Annotated in this window: 5 protein-coding genes; 4 read left to right on the plus strand and 1 reads right to left on the minus strand. The window is 60.2% G+C overall.

Going from position 1 to position 4,467, the window contains the following annotated elements:
• From AWB74_RS48530 to AWB74_RS43405, 4 genes are all read left to right on the plus strand, one after another.
• Positions 1–1,092, plus strand: a 1,092-nt coding sequence (locus tag AWB74_RS48530; protein WP_327363287.1) for a RecQ family ATP-dependent DNA helicase, incomplete at its 5' end; no start/stop codon positions are given.
• The gene (locus AWB74_RS48535) at positions 990–1,841 is read left to right on the plus strand and encodes a RecQ family zinc-binding domain-containing protein (protein WP_327363290.1); all 852 of its coding nucleotides are present in this window, start codon (positions 990–992) and stop codon (positions 1,839–1,841) included. The genes AWB74_RS48530 and AWB74_RS48535, both read left to right, overlap by 103 nt.
• A gap of 145 nt (positions 1,842–1,986) precedes the next feature.
• Complete coding sequence (locus tag AWB74_RS43400; RefSeq protein WP_061152643.1) at positions 1,987–3,327, plus strand: Nramp family divalent metal transporter; 1,341 nt, start codon at positions 1,987–1,989, stop codon at positions 3,325–3,327.
• A 230-nt stretch (positions 3,328–3,557) separates the two neighbouring features.
• Entirely contained in the window at positions 3,558–3,800 is a 243-nt protein-coding gene (locus tag AWB74_RS43405; protein ID WP_143749512.1) for a hypothetical protein, read from the plus strand.
• A 276-nt stretch (positions 3,801–4,076) separates the two neighbouring features.
• On the opposite strand, the gene AWB74_RS43410 is transcribed toward AWB74_RS43405, so the two are convergent.
• The gene (locus tag AWB74_RS43410; protein WP_061152645.1) at positions 4,077–4,277 is read right to left on the minus strand and encodes a hypothetical protein; all 201 of its coding nucleotides are present in this window, start codon (positions 4,275–4,277) and stop codon (positions 4,077–4,079) included.
• Positions 4,278–4,467 lie beyond the last annotated feature (190 nt).

The raw sequence follows: 4,467 nt of genomic DNA on the forward strand, positions 1-4,467 counted from the left end.
TTATTGGGAATCTGCGGCCAAGTTCACTCGACCATGTGCACCATAGAAAAAACCTATACGCAAAAGCGCCGGCCGCTAGACCGCCAGCTTGAGGACGCCTTACGAGGTGTGTTCGGCTTCCCCACTTTGCGACCGGGCCAAGAGGAGGTCATTCGCAGTGTCCTCGACGAGCGCGACACCCTCGCCATTATGCCGACCGGGGCCGGCAAATCGCTTTGTTATCAATTGCCCGCCTTGCACTTCGATGGCATGACGATCGTCGTATCGCCACTGATCTCGCTCATGCGAGATCAGGCCGCCAAGCTGATCGAGGCCGGCATTGCGACGACCGTCATCAATAGCACCCTGTCGGCAGCCGAGGAGCGCGACGCGATGCAAGCCATCGCCGACGGCAGCATTCGCATACTCTTCGTTACGCCCGAGCGCCTCGTAGACAGCGAGTTCGTTTCTGCGCTCACTGCCGAGCGGATGCCGGCGGTACCACTCGTCGTCATTGATGAGGCTCACTGCATCTCGCAGTGGGGACATGACTTCCGGCCCGCCTACGTCGAATTGGTCCACTCCGTAAAGGCGATCGGCCATCCGCCCCTGCTCGCGCTGACGGCAACCGCAACGCCCGCTGTGGCTGCGGACATCGCGCGTGAACTGCAACTGCGTCACGCCGAAATCATCCATACCGGCGTGTACCGCGACAATTTGCATTTTGCCGTCGAGCAGATGACCAATCTCGACGACCGGCGTAAGCGCGCGGTTGAACTGGCGAGCACCGCGCTAGGCAGCGGCATCATCTACTGTGCGACCGTCGCCGAGTGCGAGACGCTGCATGCATTGCTTGTCGACGCACACGTGAGCGCCGAGCGCTATCACGGCAAGCTCTCAGCGAAGGTACGCTCGGAAGCGCAGGATGCATTCATGGGGGACCGTGCGCGCGTGATGGTCGCGACCACGCCTTTGGCATGGGTATCGATAAACCAGACATTCGCTTTGTTATCCATGCGCAGATGCCGGGCAGTCTGGACGCATATTATCAAGAGGCCGGCCGCGGCGGCCGCGATGGCGAGCCGGCGCGCTGCATTCTGTTGTTCGACTTGAAGGACAAGCAGGTTCAACAGTTTTTCCTCGGCGGCCGCTACCCCACTGTCGAGATGCTCCGGCGTGTTGCAGAAACGGTGCGGGCCCTCACGCGAGCCAGCGAAAGCGGGATTTTGGAAAAACCCCTCGAGCGCTTGCACGAGGCGCTGCCCAACGTAGGGATGAGCAAGCTACGAGTTGTCACGACACTGCTGAACGATATCGGAATGACCCGCCGCACCCGTAGGGGCGGCATGAAGGCCATCGACGAGGGCGGCGCAATGGAGAAGATCGACAAGGCCGCCGCTGAGTACGCGTTACGCGCGGAAAGCGACCGAGCGGTGCTCGAGCGCACGATCACCTACGCGCAAAGTGCCCAGTGTCGGTGGAGGATGTTGCTCGATTACTTCACCGCCGACGTGGTTAAGCAGCAGTCTCGTGTGTCATATTGTGAACCAGTGCTGTCCTATCGAATGCCGACCGACGAACTTGGCGGTGAGCGCTGCGGCACGTGTGACAACTGCTTGAACCCACCGACGGTGGAGGAAAGTCCCCGCGAAAGCCGCATGCGGGTGCCTACGACGAAGACGACTCGCAGTTTCGACGTAGGCGACACCGTCCGCGCCCGCCGCTATGGCGAAGGAACCGTGGAAATGGTAAGCGGCGATTGCGTCGCCGTGCGCTTTTCCGACGACGAGGTGCGGACGTTCATCGCACGTTATATCCAGCCCGTGGCCTCGAGTGCGGCACCTGCGGAAGACTCACGATGATCGCGCGCCAAGGAACGGGCCGTTTCCTGCCTTGCGGTGGTCAATTGCGGGTCGCCGAAAGTTGCACAGCGGCCTGCAGCCGCTGTACTCTTTTTGCGTATTTCGAGCGTCTAAACTCCGGAAAGAGCCGCGGTGGGAAAGGCACATGAACAACGATCCATCGGTCGTCGCCAATGTTGGCGCCAAACGTTCTGACCGCTTCGAGCCATGCATCTTAGAACCCGACACGCCAAGCGAATCGCAACGTTTCCGGCCGCGGCATCGGTTGTCGTTTTTGGGTGCAGGCGCACTCGTAGCCGTCGGCTACATGGACCCTGGTAACTGGGCGACGGCGCTTGAAAGCGGGGCTCGCTATCGCTATCAATTGCTCTTTGTCGTGTTGCTTTCAAGCCTAGTGGGCTTGCTATTGCAATGGATTGCCTCGCGCGTCGGTGTAGTGACCGGGCGCGATCTGGCGCAACTTTGCCGAGATCGGTTCAGCCGACGCACTGCGCTGTTTCTGTGGATCGCGTGTGAGATCGCGATCATTGCGTGTGATGTGGCCGAGGTCGTCGGCAGTGCGGTTGCGCTTCAAATGTTGTTTGGGTTTTCACTGACTGTTGGAGTCTTCGTCTCGGCCATTGCAACATTCGCAATGCTCGCATTCCAAACCCGTGGGCGACGCTCGCTCCAAGGGACGATTTCCGCGCTCATCCTGTTCGTCGGCGCGTGCTTCGTGATCGAGCTGACATTAGCGCGCCCCATCTGGTCAGATGTTTTGAGAGGTTTCGTCCCATCCGTCGGCGTCTTACGCGACGCGGGCATGTTGTGGCTGGCGGCTGGCGTGCTTGGCGCGACAGTGATGCCCCACAACCTGTACCTCCACTCCGCGCTCGTGAAACACCGTGGTCTGCATACAGAACGGGGAGGTCTCGACGCTGCGCTGCGCGGCGTGAATGTCGACACATTCGCCTCTCTCACGCTCGCGTTTGCTGTGAACGCATCGCTTCTCATCGTCGCGGCGGCTGTCTTTCATATGCATGGTTACACCCGCGTCAGCGATCTCGCCGACGCCCAAAGGCTGATCGCGCCGCTCGTCGGCAATCATTGGGCAAGTATTGCTTTTGCGTGCGCGCTCCTTGCCTGCGGGCTGAATGCAACCGTTACAGGCACCCTGGCCGGCCAAGCCGTAATGGAGGGCTTTCTGCGATTGAAGATGGCGCGTTGGAGCCGTGCGCTGATGACACGCACGCTTGCAATTGGACCGGCACTTGCAGCCGTGGCCTCGTTCGGAGAACACGGAACAAATGCGCTGCTGGTTGCCACGCAGGTTGTGTTGAGCCTGCAATTGCCGCTTGCCGTCGTGCCGCTGATTCGTTTCGCGTCGAACAGCCACCTGATGGGACCGTGGCGTATTGCAGGAATACCGCTGTGGTTCGCGTGGGGCTGTGCAGCCGCGATAGTCGTGCTGAATGCAGTGCTGCTGTGCCAGTATGTCTTGCGCTGAATCGCGCCAAGGGGCTTCGGGACCACTCCTATACGTTTCGCGGGACGCGTGAGTGCGGTCCGTCACACCCGGAATGAACGGTCAAAGACGAGCTGCACGTCGTTGGCGACCACCGATGATCTGATTCAAGTGTTTGCTCAAGGACATCGTTGATGCTTATGGAGTCAGGCGGCGGCCGGCGACTGCGGGGCGCCGTCGATGTTGACGGGACGAGAATCGATCTACTCGCCATGCACATCACAATCATAGCGCACCAGGCGGCAAGCAGTGGCGACCCGGAGTTCCACTGCTTCACCTTTCGCGTGGAGGAAGCGGGTACGTCTAGAGAGGACACGATCACAATTCGCACCGCGCGTGTCCTTGCGCAGGAACTGGCAAACCGCTCCGGCCTAGATGCGATGGTGCGAGCCATTTTAGCTGCGCATCCGAACGACTACGATGCGCTGGTCGGCAGCGATTACCAAGACACGTAGTTTGACCGTCTGCAGGCATACCGGACGGACCCGCAAAAATGCCTTTAGCGCCATGCGTCTACGCGCAGGTCAGCGCTGAATTGGAAACTTTGGCCGCAGCGATGAAAACGTTACGCGCGCTTCAGTTATTAGCTTCTTGGAACCTTGCCTCATTTTTAGGCAGCGCCCTTCTCTCGGGTTCTGGTTACACCCGCTCGTTAGTCGGAGGCCTCTTCAGCCGACCTCCCGGTTGGCTATTTTATGCCCCGTTCGGCTATCGACCGCCGGGCGCATTAATCAAATCGGCTCCCGGTCGGAAGGCATTAATCTGATTTCGGCCTCGGGACGAATCCGCTTTGCGAGCCAAAGCGCCTCCGGCTGGTCGACAACGACGACCACAAAGAGTCCGTCGGGGCGCGGCAGTTCGATTCGCCATCCCGAGTCCGTAAGCGGACGCACAATGACGTCTTTCGAATCGACTCCTTCCTTGGCCAACATGCGGGTCTACCTGATTTAGGACCATGCGCCGGCGATGCCGAAGCGCGAGCGCGCACGCTATGTCGTGCCAGTCTAACGCGGTGGTCCGTGAGTCGGTTGACGATCCCGCAGCGACGCCGAACGATCCTTCCGACCCTTGAGCCCGCGGTTCTCGACGAACTGTGACTCTTGCTCGCCAACTGGCCGGTCA

The sequence above is a fragment of the Caballeronia arvi genome (assembly GCF_001544695.2).
Classification (GTDB): Bacteria; Pseudomonadota; Gammaproteobacteria; order Burkholderiales; family Burkholderiaceae; genus Caballeronia; species Caballeronia arvi.